The sequence below is a fragment of the Stenotrophomonas sp. SAU14A_NAIMI4_8 genome, assembly GCF_003086695.1.
In the GTDB taxonomy this organism is placed as follows: domain Bacteria; phylum Pseudomonadota; class Gammaproteobacteria; order Xanthomonadales; family Xanthomonadaceae; genus Stenotrophomonas.
On record NZ_CP025999.1, the window covers coordinates 689862 to 705673 of the forward strand.

Here is a 15812-nt window from a genome sequence, read left to right on the forward strand (position 1 = left end):
CGCGCGCGGGTGTGTGCTCGCGTTCGCGGTGCCGCTGCCGGGCCTGTGTCAGAATCGCAAGTCATCTTCCCAGCAGGTTGCTCCATGCTCCGATTCGCCATTGCCGCTGTGTTCGGCGCGCTCAGCCTGACCGCCTGTGCACAGCCGGCGCCGCCTGCCGCCAAGGCACCTGCTGCCGCGGCCCCCCGGCCTGCGGCGGCCAACCCTGCCGCCGAACAGGCGGTGCGTGCCGCGCTGTCGGCGCTGAACCCGGGTTTCACCATCGACTATATCGGCGCCGCGCCGTTCCCCGGCTTCCGCGAAGTGCTGGTGTCGGGCCAGCTGCTGTACGTCTCCGACGATGGCCGCTATCTGTTCCAGTCGCAGCCGTATGACACCCAGGCGCGCGGGCCGGCCAACAGCGCGGGGCTGCTGGATTACCGGCGTGGCCTGCTGGCCAAGGCCAACCATGGCGACCGCATCGTGTTCGCCGCGCCGAATGCCAAGTACACCATCAGCGTGTTCACCGACATTGAGTGCGGGTACTGCCGCAAGCTGCACCAGGACATCGCCGAGCTCAACCGCAACGGCATCACCGTCGAATACCTGGCGTTCCCGCGCATGGGGCTGGGCAGCAAGGACTACACCGACATGATCTCGGTCTGGTGCGCGGCTGATCGCCGCCAGGCGCTGACCAATGCCAAGCGCGGCGGCAGTGTGCCGGCCAAGAACTGCACCAACCCGGTGGCCATGCAGTACGCACTGGGCCAGCAGCTGGGCGTGAATGGCACGCCGGCCATCTTCGCGCCCGACGGCACCCAGCTGGGCGGCTACCTGCCGCCGGCACAGCTGCGCGCGGCGCTGGAAAAGCTGTCGGCCAAGCGTTGATTGCAATGCCGCCGGGCGTGACCCGGCGCTACCGTGGATCGCGTTGGTAGCGCCGGGCCATGCCCGGCGGATGTCGCACGTTTTCCTTACTTCAAGCCATCACTGACCGCCTTGGTCAGCGTGCCCTGCGCATCGTCGCCGCTGAATTCCCAGACGAACGCGCCGCCCAGGCCCTGGGTCTTCACGTACCCCATCTTGCGGGTGATGTTGGCCGGGGTGTCGAAGCTCCACAGCGTGCTGCCGTTGTAGATCCAGGTGGCACCGGCGGTGTTGTCGGTGTAGCTGGACCAGGCCAGGTTCTTCAGCACCTTCCAGTCTTCGATGCCCGCTTCGTAGGTACCCGGCGCCGCACCGCTGGCGGTCTGGTACAGGCCGTTGTTGGCGTTGGCCACCCCCGTCCAGCCACGCCCGTAGTAGCCGATGCCCAGGTTCAACTTGGCCGCTGGTACGCCGCGGCTGATGAACGCCTCGATCGCATCGTTGCTGTTGTACAGCGCGGTATCACCGGTGGACGGATCATTGGGCGAATCGAACAGCGCCGAGTGGTGATTGGTCTTCGCATCCCACGCGCCGTGGAAGTCGTAGGTCATCACGTTGATGTAGTCCAGGTACGGGTGGTACGCAGCCGGGTCGGTCACCCGCACCTTGTCGATGCCGGCACCCACCGCTACGGTCAGCAGCAGCCCGGGGCGCACCGCATCCAGCTGGCGGCGGAACTCGGCCAGCAGCGCGGTGAAGTTGGCGTTGTCCTCCGGCGTGCCGCAGGCCAGGCCACAGGCCACCGGGTATTCCCAGTCGATGTCGATGCCGTCGAACACGCCCAGCGCCGCACCGGTGCCGCCGGCGCCGTCGGTCACCGGCAGGTTGCCCTTGATGTAGGCATCGATGCACGAGGCCACGAACGCCTGCCGGTTGGCCGGCTGTGCGGCGCTGGAGAACCCACGCGACCAGGTCCAGCCGCCCAGCGAGATCAGCACCTTCACGTTGGGGTACTTCGCCTTCAGCTGCTTCAACTGGTTCCAGTTGCCGCGCAGCGGCTGGTCCCATGTATCGGCGCTGCCGCTCACGCTTTCGCCGGCACCGAAGGCCTTGGTGTAGTCGGCGAAGGCATCGCCGCCCACGCCGGTGTTCGGATCGGAGGCCTGGGTGACGCCCACTTCGCAGCGGTTGTTGCGCACGTTGCCGAAGGCGTAGTTGATGTGGGTGAGACGGGCGGCCGAGCCGCTGCTGTCGATGTTCTTCACCCGGTAGTTGCGGCCATAGATGCCCCACTGGGTGAAGTAGCCGATGACCCGCTTGCCGGTGCCGCCACCGCTGTCGGCCAGGGTGGTGGCGCTGGTCGCGGTGCCCTGCGCCGAGGCATTGCCGGCGTTGTCGCGGGCGCGCACGCGGTAGCTGTAGGTGGTGGAGGCCGTCAGGCCGCCGTCGACATAGCTGGCGCTGGACGGCGAGCCGACCAGGCTGCCGTTGCGGTACACGTCGTAGCCGGCCACACCGCTGCCGCCGGTGTTGTCGGTGGACGGGCTCCAGCTGAGCGCGATGCTGCTGGCGGTGCGCGTTCCCACCGCCAGGCCGCCGGGCACGCTGGGCGCGGTGGTATCGCCGCTGGCCGCGTTCACCGTGATGGTGATGGTGGGCGTGCTGGTGGTGGCGTTGTTGTTGTCGGTGGCGACCGCGCGCAGGGTGTGGCTGCCGGCGCTGGCGTTGGCCCAGCTGGCGCTGTACGGCGCGCTGGTATCCACCCCGATCGAGCTGCCATCGCGGAAGAACTCGACCTTGCTGACACTGCCGTCGGCGTCGCTGGCGGTGGCGCTGACCGTGATCGTGCTGCCGGCGCTGAAGCTGGCGCCATTGGCCGGGGAGGTCAGGCTGACGACCGGCGGCTGGTTGGCGCCGCTGCCATCGCAGGCGCCCAGGTTGGTGTAGTAGGGCGCCCCGGCCGGGTGGTCCGGCGGGGCGTTCCAGATGTCCTGGTTGGCCCGGTAGAGCACGCCGGCCTTCTGCAGGGTATCGCCGGCCCGGTAGATCTTGGCCTGGTCCCATTCGGCCACGCCGGCACAGCTGGCGGCCTGGGCCAGGCCGGGCAGGGCGGCGGCCCCGGCGGCCAGGGCCAAAAGCCAGGCCAGGCGGCGCGGGCGACAGCGGCGGCGGGAATGTTCGGCACTGCGTACATCGGCACTCTGCACAAACGTGTCGTACATGGTGTTTCTCCGATCGACCAAGAGGCGCGCGGGCCCCGATGGCACCGCGCGTAACGCAGGTCCGGGCGTCGCCGGGGAAGGCGACGGTGGGAGCGGACGGGGTACCTGGCCGGGCCGGGGAGAGAGTCCGGCTGGCCGGGTAGGGACAACGTTGTCATCAATTGCCCGGGCAATCCGTGAGCCAGCGCATGGTTCCGCGATTCCGGGGTTCCGGGATTCCCGCGAAGAGCGGCGCTGGCGCGCGGTTGGCTGCCATCGGCGGGGCCCCCTCGTGGCTGGGGATTGCCGCGAACAGCGGATTTCCGGGGGAGGGCCGGGCGGGTGGGGTCAGGCGGGGACGCCGTAAACCCGTCCATGGGGGCTTAGCCGCGGCATCCATGCCGCGGATACCCCGCCTGACCCCACCCGCCTGGCCCTGGACAGGTTCCTGCGTGTGCCAGCCACGAAAGACAAGTTCTCGGGACCAGTAGATCCACGCCATGCGTGGATGGATCGATCAGATATCGCAACACATCCGGGGTCAGAGCCCGTTGCGAAGCAACGGGATCCGACCCCGTGCAGTTCCGGCAGATCGCAGGAACCTGTCAGGGGTGGGGCGGTGTGGGCTTGCAGGACCGCAGGCGCCATGGATGGCGCCTACGAGCCTCCATGGATGGATTTACGGCGTGTCCTGCAAGCCCACACCGCCCCACCCAACCCTCGGATAACCGGCTGTTGCTCTGGCTCTTGCTTCGGCTCTGGCTGTCGCCCTGGGTTCGGCGGGTGCCGGGCGCCGCCCGGCCGAAGCCCACCCCCTGGTTCCGGTACAATGTCGGGCCCGTTTCCCAACTACGGTTCCCCGGACATGATGGTCCTCGAGGGCGCGCCCGCCCTGTCGCCGTTCCGCCGCGAACGTCTTGAATCCCGCCTGCAGTCCATCGCTCCCTCCCTGCGCATCAGCGGCGCCTGGCACGTCTACTTCGTGCAGCCCGAAGGTACGGCCGCGCCCGACGTGGCCACCCTGTGCCGTATCCTGGAAGCCCAGCCGCAGGCGCAGGCCGTGGCCGACGGTGCGGTAAGCCGCGTCGTGGTGCCCCGCCTGGGCACGCTGTCGCCGTGGTCCAGCAAGGCCACCGAACTGGTGCGCGGTGCCGGCCAGCCGGTCAGCCGGGTGGAACGCGGCCTGCGCATCGACGTGCTGGGCTGGCCGGCCGATGCCGCCGCCCAGCAGGCCCTGGTGAAGGCCCTGCATGACCCGATGACCCAGTCGGTGCTGGAATCGGCCGAGCAGGGCCAGGCGCTGTTCAGCAGCCCGGCGCGCGGCGAACTGGAACGCGTGCCGGTGGACCAGCTGGAGGCCGCCAACCAGCGCCTCGGCCTGGCCATGGCCCAGGACGAGATCGACTACCTGCGCGAACGCTTCACTGCGCTGGGCCGCTCGCCCTCGGACGTGGAACTGATGATGTTCGCGCAGGCCAATTCCGAGCACTGCCGGCACAAGATCTTCAACGCCAGCTGGACCATCGACGGCCAGGAACAGGACCGTTCGCTGTTCCGCATGATCAAGAACACCCACCAGCAGACCCCGCAGCACACGCTCAGCGCGTACAGCGACAATGCCGCGGTGATCGAAGGCCATCCGGCCTCGCGCTACCGCCCGGACCCGGCCACGGGCGAATACCGCCGCGAGCCGCAGGTGCCCAGCGCGTTCCAGATCAAGGTGGAAACGCATAACCACCCGACCGCGATCGCGCCGTTCCCCGGCGCCTCGACCGGCAACGGCGGCGAGATCCGCGACGAAGGCGCTACCGGCCGTGGCGGCAAGCCGAAGGCCGGTCTGTCCGGTTTCTCGGTCTCGCACCTGCGCATTCCCGAGCTGCCGCAGCCGTGGGAAGCGCCGCGCGCGCTGAACCCGCGCATGGCGCCGGCACTAGAAATCATGACCGATGGCCCGCTCGGCGGCGCCGCGTTCAACAACGAATTCGGTCGTCCGAACCTGCTCGGTTACTTCCGCAGCTTCGAGCTGCCCGAAGGCGCCGATCTGGTCCGCGCCTACGACAAGCCGATCATGCTGGCCGGTGGCCTGGGCGCGATCGATCGCATCCAGGTCGACAAGATCAAGCTGCAGGCCGGTGATGCGGTCATCGTGCTGGGTGGCCCGGCCATGCTGATCGGCCTGGGCGGCGGTGCCGCCAGTTCGGTGGCTTCCGGCGAAAGCGCCGAAGATCTGGACTTCGCCAGCGTGCAGCGCGACAACCCGGAAATGGAACGTCGCTGCCAGGAGGTCATCGACCGCTGCGTGGCGATGGGCGCCAACAACCCGATCAAGTTCTTCCACGACGTCGGCGCCGGTGGCCTGTCCAACGCCATCCCCGAACTGCTGCACGATTCGAACGTGGGCGGCGTGATCGACCTGGGCAAGGTGCCCACCGATGACCCGTCGCTGTCGCCGATGCAGCTGTGGTGCAACGAATCGCAGGAACGCTACGTGCTGGGCGTGGCCCAGGAACGCCTGGCCGAGTTCGCCGCGTTGTGCGCGCGCGAGCGCTGCCCGTTCGCTGCCGTGGGCGTGGCCACCGCCGAGGAGCACCTGGTGGTGGCCTATGGCGCCGTGCCGGGCCACACCCCGGCCGATGCGCCGATCGACCTGCCGATGGACGTACTGTTCGGCAAGCCGCCGAAGATGCACCGCGACACCGCGCACCCGCCGGCCCCGCGCTGGCCGGCGCTGAAGACCGGCGGGCTGGATCTGCAGGAAGCCGGTCTGCGCGTGCTGGCGCACCCCACCGTGGCGTCGAAGAACTTCCTGGTCACCATCGGTGACCGCAGCGTGGGTGGCCTGACCGCGCGCGAACAGATGGTCGGCCCGTGGCAGCTGCCGGTGGCCGACGTGGCCATCACCCTGGCCGACTTCGACGGCGTGGCCGGCGAAGCCATGTCGCTGGGCGAGCGCACGCCGCTGGCCCTGCTCGATGCCGCCGCTTCGGCGCGCATGGCCGTGGGCGAAGCGCTGACCAACCTGTGCGCGGCCCCGGTCGACGCGCTGGATGAGATCAAGCTGTCGGCGAACTGGATGGCCGCCGCCGGCCACCCGGGCGAAGACGCGCTGCTGTATGACGCGGTGAAGGCGGTGGGCATGGAACTGTGCCCGCAGCTGGACATCAGCATTCCGGTGGGCAAGGACTCGCTGTCGATGCAGGCGCAGTGGCACGACCAGGGCGAGGCGCACAAGAGCGTGTCGCCGGTGTCGCTGGTCATCTCCGCATTCGCGCCGGTGGCCGATGTGCGCCAGCAGCTGACCCCGCTGCTCGACCGCGAGGTGGACAGCGAACTGTGGCTGATCGGCCTCGGTGCCGGCAAGCAGCGCCTGGGCGGTTCGATCCTGGCCCAGGTGCATGCCGACCACGGCGATCTGCCGGCCTTCGCCGGTGCCGCCCCGGACCTGGATGACCCGCAGCGCCTGCGTGGCTTCTTCGAACTGATCCGCGATGCGCGTCAGGCTGGCCTGCTGCGTGCGTACCATGACCGCAGCGATGGCGGTGCCTTCGCCGCACTGTGCGAAATGGCCTTCACCTCGCGCCTGGGCCTGGACATCACCCTCGATGCCTGGGGCGATGATCCGTTCCGCAGCCTGTTCAATGAAGAACTGGGTGCGGTGGTGCAGATTGCCCGCGAAGACCGCGCCGCGTTCGCCGATCTGGTCGAGCGCCACGCGTTGATCGAGTGCGCGCAGCGCATCGCCAAGCCGACCACCGCACCGGTGGTGCGCGTGTCGCTGGGCGGCGAAAACCTGGCCGAGTGGCGCTGGGAAGCGCTGTTCGACGCCTGGTGGTCGGTCACCCACGCCATGCAGAAGCGCCGCGACAACCCGGAAAACGCCGACGCCGAGCGCGAGGTCGCCCGTGCCTTCAACGCCCCGGGCCTGAAGCCGAAGCTCAGCTTCGACCTGGCCGAGGACGTGGCAGCGCCGTTCATCAACACCGGTGCGCGCCCGCGCGTGGCGGTGCTGCGCGAGCAGGGCGTGAACGGCCAGATTGAAATGGCCAACGCCTTCGAACGTGCCGGCTTCAGCGCGTTCGACGTGCACATGAGCGATCTGATCGAAGGTCGCGTGGCCCTGCAGGACTTCACCGGCCTGGTCGCCTGCGGCGGCTTCAGCTACGGCGACGTGCTGGGTGCGGGCCGCGGCTGGGCCACCTCGGTGCTGGAACGCAGCGCGCTGCGCGATGCCTTCGCCGCGTTCTTCGCCCGCGAAGACAGCTTCGCGCTGGGCGTGTGCAACGGCTGCCAGATGATGAGCCAGCTGAAGGACATCATTCCCGGTGCCGAGCACTGGCCGCAGTTCCGCCGCAACGCCAGCGAGCAGTTCGAAGCCCGCACCGCGCTGCTGGAGGTGGTGGAATCGCCGTCGATCCTGCTGCGTGGCATGGCCGGCTCGCGCCTGCCGGTGGCCGTGGCCCACGGCGAAGGCCGTGCGGTGTTCGCCAATGCGGTGGACCAGGCGGCCGCGCGCGTGTCGCTGCGCTACATCGATGGCAACGGCAACGTGGCCAGCCAGTACCCGCTGAACCCGAACGGTTCGCCGGACGGCATCACCGGCCTGACCAGCAGCGACGGCCGGGTGACCATCATGATGCCGCACCCCGAGCGCACCCCGCGCGCGCTCAACCTGAGCTGGGCACCGGCTGAATGGCAGGGTGATTCGCCGTGGATGCGGATGTTCCGCAACGCCCGCGTCTGGTGCGGTTGATCGTCCACCCCGCGCACGCGCCAATTCGATGACGTATGGAAACCCGCCGGCAACCCCGGCGGGTTTTTGTTTGTATTGCGTGAATATCGTGTGCTGTCCACGAGTTACAGCGCGTTACACGCTCTACGACATGTTCACGTGGTTCTAACGAAATAACCGCATAAACGCATAAAACGGTGAACTGGTTCACGACAGTAGGTTTTGTTCCGTCAAACTCTTGACGGAAGATAATCTTCACGTTAACACTGCCAGTCCGTTTTGAATTCATTCATTTCGTAGTAACGCATTGCGCAACGGAAGGCGCTCTTGCCTCTCTGCGCGTTCTGCGCGAACACCGTCGTAAATCACGCGAATAGACGCCCCCAGGGGACGTTGGGCCGGATGGCCCAGCGATGGCGTTGCTTTGCCTAAAAACCAGTCCACTCAGGAGCCGTATCGATGAATCGGATTTATCGCAAGGTCTGGAACAAAGCATTGGGTCAGTTGGTCGTTGCCTCGGAACTGGCAACCTCGGACCAGGCCGGTACGGTTGTCGACAAGCGGCAGAAGCAGGGCGGCAGCGCGCCGACGGTGCTTGCCGCAGGCCTGCTGATGGCCCTGGGCTGGACAAGCCTGGCGCAGGCGCAGTCGGTGGAAGTGGGCGGCAACGCCAATTGCGTAACGATCAGCAGCAGCGTGATCGACCAGTGCGTGGTCGATGGCAGCGCCAACGCCAGTGGCCGCAACGCCGTTGCAGTCGGCACCGGCAGCACCGCCAGCGCAGCCAACAGCGTGGCGCTGGGCGCCGGCTCGACGGCCAACCGCGCCAACACGGTGTCGGTCGGCGCCAGCGGCAACGAACGGCAGATCACCAACGTGGCCGCGGGCACGGCGGCCACCGATGCAGTGAACCGCGCGCAGCTGGATGCGCAGGCACAGGCACAGGCGCAGGCCACCCAGGCCGCACTGGCCGCGGCCGCCGCCGAAGGCAGCCGCTACTTCAAGGCCGACGGTGCCGGCGATGACAGCGACGCGGCGCAGATCGACGGCGAGGGCGCATTGGCCGCCGGCGCCGATGCCAGCGCCAGCGGCGACGACACCACCGCGCTGGGCAGCGCCGCGCAGGCCAGCGCCGACAGCGCGACGGCCGTCGGTGCGCAGGCCCAGGCCAGCGGCAGCGGCAGCACCAGCGTCGGTGCCGGCAGCATCGCCAGTGGCACCGCAGCGGCCAGCTTCGGCGTCGGTGCCGAAGCCACCGGTGGTTACAGCACCGCGCTGGGCGGCCTGTCCAACGCATCTGCATTCAATGCCACGGCGGTCGGCAATGCCGCCAACGCCACCGGCTCCAGCAGCGTCGCGGTCGGCGGTGATGCACAGGCCAGCGGTGCCAACAGCACCGCCACCGGCCAGGCGAGCATTGCCAGCGGCACCAACAGCGTGGCCGTCGGTGGCGCCCTGTTCGGCCTGCTCGCAACCGAAGCATCGGGCGATTACTCCACCGCCGTCGGTGGCGGCGCGTGGGCGCCGGGTACCAACAGCACGGCACTGGGCAATGCCGCCGAAGCGCAGGGCGACAACAGCGTCGCCCTGGGTGCGGATTCCATCGCCGCCCGTGACAACACCGTGTCGGTGGGTGGCGCAGGCAACACGCGCCAGATCACCAACGTGGCCGCCGGCACCGAAGGCACCGATGCGGTGAACAAGGACCAGCTGGATGCAGTGGCCGCCGCCGCCGAAGCAACCAGCAAGTATTTCCAGGCCAGCGGCAGCGAAGACAGCGACGCCGGCGCACTGGCCGAGGGCGACAGCGCACTGGCTGCCGGTGAAGCAGCCAACGCCATCGGCGATGGCACCACCGCACTGGGCGGCGGCGCACTGGCCATTGCGGCCAACGCGACGGCCGTGGGCTACAACAGCTCGGCCACCGGTGAAAATGCTGCGGCCGTGGGCAGCAACGCGCAGGCCAGCGGCAGCGACAGTGCCGCACTGGGCAGCGGCGCGGTGGCCAGCGAAGTGAGCAGCACCGCGACCGGTACCGGCGCGCAGGCCACCGGCGTGTACAGCACCGCCAACGGTGCCGAAGCCATCGCCAGCGGCGCGCAGTCGCTGTCCAGCGGCTTCCGCGCCTCGGCTTCGGCCGATGGCACCACCGCGGTCGGTGGTTACAGCGAAGCCAGCGGTCGCCTCGGGTCTGCGCTGGGCTACGGCACCGTGGCCAGCGGCGCCAACAGCACCGCGGCCGGCGTGTTTGCCACGGCCACGGGCGCCGGTTCGGTGGCCGTGGGTGAGGCCAGCGAGGCCAGCGGCGATGAGAGCGTGGCGATCGGCGGCAGCACCTATTTCGGCCTGATTCCGGCGCGCGCCAGCGGCTACGGTGCGGCGGCCTACGGTGCCGGCGCGTGGGCCACCGAAGACTATGCAACGGCCATCGGCTGGAACGCCTGGGCCGATGGTGCGCAGTCCACCGCACTGGGCGCCAGCGCCACCGCCAATGGCAGCAACAGCGTGGCCATCGGTGCCGCCTCGCAGGCCGACCGTGACAACACGGTGGCCGTCGGCGCCGACGGCAACGAGCGCCAGATCACCCACGTGGCCGACGGTACCGAAGCCACCGATGCGGTGAACAAGGGCCAGCTGGATGCAGTGGCCAGCGTGGCCGAAAACACCAGCACCTACTTCAAGGCCACCGGCAGCGATGACAGCAGCGCCGGTGCGTTCGCCGATGGCAGCAATGCCACCGCCGCCGGTGAGGCCGCCAATGCCCTGGGCAATGGCACCACCGCACTCGGCAGCGGCGCCACCGCGGTCAACAGCAACGCCACCGCGGTCGGCTTCAACGCATTGGCCAGCGGCCAGAACAGTGCCGCCTTCGGCAACAACGCGCAGGCCGTCGGCCCGGGTAGCGTGGCCGTCGGTGGTGCTGCGGTGGATGAGCAGGGCAACCCGCTGATCACCAACGGCGGCGTGCCGGTCGATACCGGTGCGACCAGCGCCGGCGTGGGCGGCACCGCCGTCGGTGCCAGCGCTGAAGCGGGTGGCTTCGCCTCCAGCGCCTACGGCGTGGGTGCCTATGCCGGCGGTGCGCAGTCGGCGGCGTTCGGCGCCGTGTCCAACGCCATTGGCGATTACTCCACCGCGCTGGGTACCAGCAGCGTGGCTACCGGCACCAGCAGCGTGGCCATCGGTGGCCCGGCCGACCTGATTCCCGGCCTGGGCTTCTTCGTGCAGACCCAGGCCAGCGGCGAAGCCGCCACGGCGGTCGGCGCCGGTGCCATTGCCAGCGGCGACTACGCCACGGCCAACGGCACGCTCACCGAAGCGTCGGGTGCCGAGGCGACGGCGGTGGGCTACTTCGCCTACGCACCGGGTGAACAGTCCAGCGCGCTGGGCGCACAGACCTGGGCCAGTGGCGCGCAGAGCACGGCGGTCGGCTTCTACGCTACTGCGCGTGGCGCCAACAGCGTGGCCCTGGGCGCGAACTCCGAAGCGGTGCGTGACAACAGCGTGGCCGTGGGCAGCAGCGGCAACGAACGGCAGATCACCAGCGTGGCCGCCGGTACCGAAGCCACCGATGCGGTGAACAAGGCGCAGCTCGACGCGGTGGCCGAAACTGCCGATACGACCGCGCACTTCTTCCAGGCGCAGGCCGAAGAGGGCACCGATGCTGGTGCCTATGCCGAGGGCGCAGGTGCGGTCGCGGCCGGTTCGGCCAGCAATGCCATTGGCGCCGGTGCGCTGGCGCAGGGTGCCGGTGCCGGCGCGCTGGGCGCCGATGCCGTGGCATTGGGCCGCAACACCTTCGCCGACGGCGATGGCGCGGTGGCCGTGGGTGGCCTGGGCCAGGCCTACGACGAGTACAACCAGCCGCTGCTGGACGACGAAGGCAACCCGGTGCAGGTGGGTACCACTGCGTCGGCCGGTTCCACCGCAGTGGGCAACGCGGCGCAGGCCACCGGGCTGACCAGCAATGCCTTCGGCAGCGGCGCGCAGGCCACCGGCGACAACAGCTTCGCGGCGGGCAGCAAGTCGCGCGCCACCGGCAGCTATGCCGTCGCCATCGGTGACAGCGCGTTTGCCAAGGCCGATGACAGCACCGCCGTGGGCGGTTACAGCACCGCCAGCGAAGCCGGCGCCACCGCGTTCGGTTCCGGCGCCTGGGCTACCGGCAGCAACGCCTCGGCGTTCGGCCCGGCCGCATGGGCCAGTGCCAATGGCGCCACCGCCATCGGCTACAACAGCTGGGCCAACGGCACCAGTTCCACGGCGGTCGGCCGCGGTGCTTTCAGCTACGGCGCCAACAGCGTGGCGCTGGGCTTCCAGGCGCTGGGCAACAGCATCAACAGCATCGCCATCGGCACCAACACGGTGGCCGGCGGTGAAAGCGCCATTGCACTGGGCGCCGGCAGCACGGCCAGCGGCAGCAATGCGGTCGCGCTGGGTGCAGGGTCGGTGGCTGACCGCGATGGCAGCGTGTCGGTGGGCAGTACCGGCAACGAACGCCAGGTCACCAACGTGGCCGCCGGTACCCAGGCCACCGATGCGGTGAACAAGTCGCAGCTCGATGCAGTGGCCGCTGCTGGTGAAGCGACCAGCAAGTACTTCCAGGCCAGTGGCAGCGACGACAGCGATGCCGGCGCCTATGTGGAAGGTGACAACGCGCTGGCGGCCGGTGAAGCGGCCAATGCCATCGGTGACGGTGCAAGCGCGCTGGGCGCCGGTGCCAACGCCATCGGCAGCAATGCGCAGGCCATCGGCTTCAACGCCCTGGCCACCGCCGCCAACGCCAGCGCGATTGGTGCCAATGCACAGGCCACCGGCGAGTACGCCACCGCGCACGGTGCCGAAAGTGAAGCCAGCGGCGAACAGAGTGCCGCCTTCGGTGCGGCCGCCGTGGCCAGTGGCGCCGGCAGCACCGCCAGCGGCGTGCTGTCCGAAGCCAGTGGCGAAGAAGCCGTGGCCGTGGGCTACTTCAGCACCGCCAGCGGCGAGGCATCCACCGCGGTGGGCAGCGAAAGCGTGGCCAGCGGCACCGCCTCGGCGGCCTTCGGCATTGGCGCCGAAGCCACCGGCGGTTACAGCACGGCCATCGGTGGCTACTCCAGCGCATCGGCATTCAACGCCACCGCACTGGGCAACTTCGCCAATGCCTCCGGTTCCAACAGCGTCGCCCTGGGCGGCGATGCCGAAGCCTCGGGCGCCTACAGCACCGCTACCGGCCAGGGCAGCCTGGCCACCGGCACCAATGCGGTGGCCGTGGGTGGTTCGTTGTTCGGCCTGCTGGCCACCGAAGCATCGGGTGACTACTCCACCGCCGTCGGTGGCGGCGCCTGGGCACCGGGTACCAACAGCACCGCACTGGGCAATGCAGCCGAATCGCAGGGCGCCAACAGCGTTGCCCTGGGTGCCGACTCCATTGCCGACCGTGACAACACGGTGTCGGTGGGCGGTGCGGGCAATACGCGCCAGATCACCAACGTGGCCGCTGGTACCGAGGGCACCGATGCGGTGAACAAGGACCAGCTGGATGCAGTGGCCGCCGCCGGTGAAGCGACCAGCAAGTACTTCCAGGCCAGCGGCAGCGACGACAGCGACGCTGGCGCCTATGTGGAAGGCGAGAGCGCGCTGGCCGCCGGTGAAGCAGCCAACGCGATCGGCGATGGCAGCACTGCCCTGGGCAGTGGCGCCACGGCGGTTGCGGCCAACGCTACTGCGGTCGGCTTCAACAGCCTGGCCACCGGCGGCAATGCGGCAGCGGTCGGCACCAACGCACAGGCCAGCGGCGAAGACAGTGCCGCCCTGGGCAGCGGCGCGGTCGCCAGTGAAGTGAGCAGCACCGCGACCGGTGCCGGCGCACAGGCCAGCGGCGTGTACAGCACCGCCAACGGTGCCGAAGCCATCGCCAGCGGCGCACAGTCGCTGTCCAGCGGCTTCCGCGCCTCGGCCTCGGCCGATGGCACCACCGCCGTGGGTGGCTACAGCGAAGCCAGCGGTCGCCTGGGCTCGGCACTGGGCTACGGCACGCTGGCCAGCGGCGCCAACAGCACCGCGGCCGGCGTGTTCGCCACCGCCAGCGGTGCCGGTTCGGTGGCCGTGGGTAATGCCAGCGAGGCCACCGGCGATGAAAGCGTGGCCATCGGTGGCAGCACCTACTTCGGCCTGATTCCGGCCCGTGCCAGTGGTACCGGCTCGGCCGCGTTCGGTGCCGGTGCCTGGGCCACCGACGACTACGCCACCGCCATCGGCTGGAACGCGTGGGCCGATGCGGCCGACGCCACCGCACTGGGTGCCAACGCCAGCGCCAGTGCGGCCAACAGCGTCGCGCTGGGCAGCGGTTCGCAGGCTACACGCGCCAACACGGTGTCGGTCGGCACGGCCACCGCGCAGCGGCAGATCACCAACGTCGCTGCCGGTACCGAAGCCAGCGATGCAGTGAACAAGGGCCAGCTGGATGCGGTTGCCGCCACCGCCGACGCGGTCGGCCAGCGCTTCCAGGCCAGCGGCACCGGCACGGCCACGGCGTCGGGTACCGACGCGGTGGCCATCGGCGCCAACGCCACGGCCAGCGGCAGCCGCAGCAATGCGGTCGGCAGTGGTGCCACCGCCATCGGCAACGCCGCTCTGGCCCTGGGTGCCAACAGTGGCGTCACTGGTAACAACTCGGTGGCCCTGGGTGCCGGTTCGCGCGCCGTGGAAGCCAACGTGGTGTCGGTCGGTGGTGGCAATGGCACCGCCGGTCCGGCCACCCGCCGCATCGTCAACGTGGCTGATGGCCGCATCGCCGCCGGCAGCACCGATGCGGTCACCGGTTCGCAGTTGAACGTGACCAACCAGCGCGTGGGTGCAGTGGAAACCCGCGTGGGTGATTTCGACTCGCGCATCGCCACCATGGAAACCAGCACCGCCAATGCCGTTGGCTACGACGATGCCAGCCGCGATCGCCTGACCCTGTCCGGCATGGATGGCACCACGATCGACAACGTGGGCGCCGGCAGCATCGCCGCCGGCAGCCGCCAGGCGGTCACCGGTGGCCAGCTGTTCCAGTCGCTCAGCGATGCCGCCAGCTTCCTCGGCGGTGGCGCCAGCGTCGGCCTGCAGGGCGTGTTCGTGGCACCGAACTACGTGATCCAAGGGAGCACCTACAGCAACGTGGGCGACGCACTGGGCGCGCTGGATCGCAAGGTGACCGAGCTCGACCAGCGCACCGCCGGTGGTTCCAGCCGCGCCAGCACCGCCAGCACCGCCACGGCCAGCCTGCGCAGCGCCAGCACCACCGCGCAGGCGTCGGTGGCCGAACTGTCCACCGCGGCCGAGTCGGATCCGGTGGCATCGCGCACCGACATCCCGGCCAAGCCCAGCGTGGGTGGCACCAGCGCCGCACAGCCGGCTGCCGCCGTCGGTGCGGTCAGCGTGGGTGAGGGCGCAGTCGCCAGTGCGGCCTCGTCCACTGCCATCGGCCAGGGCGCGACGGCCTCGGCCGCCAACGCGGTGGCCCTGGGCCAGGGTTCGATCGCCGATCGTGCCAACACCGTGTCGGTGGGCAGCGAGGGCAACGAACGCCAGGTCACCAACGTGGCCGCCGGTACGGCCGCCACCGATGCGGTGAACAAGAGCCAGCTGGACCGCGGCATCACCACCGCCAACAGCTACACCGACAGCCGCGTGCAGGCCGTCGCCGACAGCTTCGACGTGTTCAAGGGCGAAGTCGATGGACGCCTGCGCCACATGGATCGCCGCATCGACCGCCAGGGCGCGATGAGTGCGGCCATGCTGAACATGGCCACCAGTGCCGCCGGCATCCGCACCCAGAACCGGGTCGGCGTCGGCATCGGTTTCCAGGGCGGCGAATCGGCGATGTCGCTGGGCTACCAGCGTGCGATCAGCGATCGCGCCACGGTCACCCTGGGCGGTGCGTTCAGCAGTGATGACGCCTCGGTCGGCGTCGGTGCCGGCTTCGGCTGGTAAGCGGGAAGCGCGTGCCGGTGGCCACGTGCCACCGGCGCGTCATGCAGTGAAGGCCTGAGGGGGCGAGGCACGGC

Annotated in this window: 4 protein-coding genes; 3 read left to right on the forward strand and 1 reads right to left on the reverse strand. The window is 69.6% G+C overall.

The genetic code is table 11. The features are described 5' to 3' along the window. Positions 1-84 precede the first annotated feature (84 nt). On the forward strand, positions 85-867 hold the full coding sequence (locus tag C1930_RS03065) for a DsbC family protein (protein ID WP_108771061.1): 783 nt from the start codon (positions 85-87) through the stop codon (positions 865-867). Positions 868-953: 86 nt separating this feature from the next. Here C1930_RS03065 and C1930_RS03070 read toward each other — a convergent pair whose 3' ends face one another. Next, a complete protein-coding gene (locus C1930_RS03070) occupies positions 954-3068 on the reverse strand; it encodes a glycosyl hydrolase family 18 protein (protein WP_108771062.1) in 2115 nt (704 codons plus the stop codon). Positions 3069-3912: 844 nt separating this feature from the next. On the opposite strand from C1930_RS03070, the gene purL reads away from it, so the two are divergent. Both purL and C1930_RS03080 read left to right on the forward strand, forming a co-directional pair. Beyond that, positions 3913-7797, forward strand: coding sequence for a phosphoribosylformylglycinamidine synthase (gene purL, locus C1930_RS03075; protein WP_108772528.1), 3885 nt, complete (start codon positions 3913-3915; stop codon positions 7795-7797). 438 nt (positions 7798-8235) lie between these two features. Then, positions 8236-15738 (forward strand): ESPR-type extended signal peptide-containing protein, encoded by a 7503-nt coding sequence (locus C1930_RS03080; RefSeq protein WP_108771063.1) that lies wholly within the window; start codon positions 8236-8238, stop codon positions 15736-15738. Positions 15739-15812: the final 74 nt, after the last annotated feature.